The 791-nt window shown below is 49.1% G+C and carries 2 tRNA genes and 1 rRNA gene; all 3 read left to right on the top strand.

From position 1 onward, the window contains the following. A 16S ribosomal RNA gene (locus tag JHD62_RS21385) occupies nt 1-109 on the top strand; the annotation flags it as partial. Between the two features lie 200 nt (nt 110-309). Continuing rightward, nucleotides 310-386: transfer RNA gene (locus JHD62_RS21390), tRNA-Ile, on the top strand. Nucleotides 387-543: 157 nt separating this feature from the next. Then, nucleotides 544-619, top strand: a tRNA-Ala gene (locus tag JHD62_RS21395). Nucleotides 620-791: the final 172 nt, after the last annotated feature.

Below are 791 nucleotides of genomic sequence, written 5' to 3' on the forward strand. Positions count from 1 at the left end.
AGTGGGTAGGCTAACCGTAAGGAGGCCGCTTACCACGGTGGGATTCATGACTGGGGTGAAGTCGTAACAAGGTAGCCGTAGGGGAACCTGCGGCTGGATCACCTCCTTTCTAGAGAAGGCGATCGTCGAGTACTCACAACCTATCGGTTGTTCTGAAAATAGGGCAAAGCTTTCGATGAAAATCATCGTCACTCCGCGTTGCGAACCTCCTCGTGTACATGAAGTACACGACGTCGGTCCACGCCTTGATTGACGCGATTTTGATCGGAAGAACATCGCAGACGCAAAACTGCGGTGTAAGCGTCAACTGGGTTTGTAGCTCAGCTGGTTAGAGCACTGTGTTGATAACGCAGGGGTCGAAGGTTCGAGTCCTTCCAGACCCACCAGTTTATATCTGGGTGCTGTAGGCAGCACTACGGATAATCCATTTTTATTTCAGATACTGTCTGGGATAAAAAAATAAAGCCGAAAGACAAGGCGCAGCGTGACGACGTGTACATCATGTACACGAGGAGCGATGTAACGCAGTATTTCGGGTTTAGAGGGGGATTAGCTCAGTTGGGAGAGCACCTGCTTTGCAAGCAGGGGGTCGTCGGTTCGATCCCGTCATCCTCCACCATTCTTACAGTGCAAACAAAAGCGCACACAGCATTTTTATTGCTGGGTGAATTTCTGTTTGCGTTGTTTTTACAATGCCCGATCTTTAACAAACTGAAGAAGCCGAATTAATTAGACGGCGAGATGAAACACCTGCAGTTAACTCTGCAAGTGGGACAAATCGTCATCTTGGG

The sequence above is a fragment of the Aquitalea sp. ASV11 genome (genome assembly GCF_016429185.1).
Classification (GTDB): Bacteria; Pseudomonadota; Gammaproteobacteria; order Burkholderiales; family Chromobacteriaceae; genus Aquitalea; species Aquitalea pelogenes.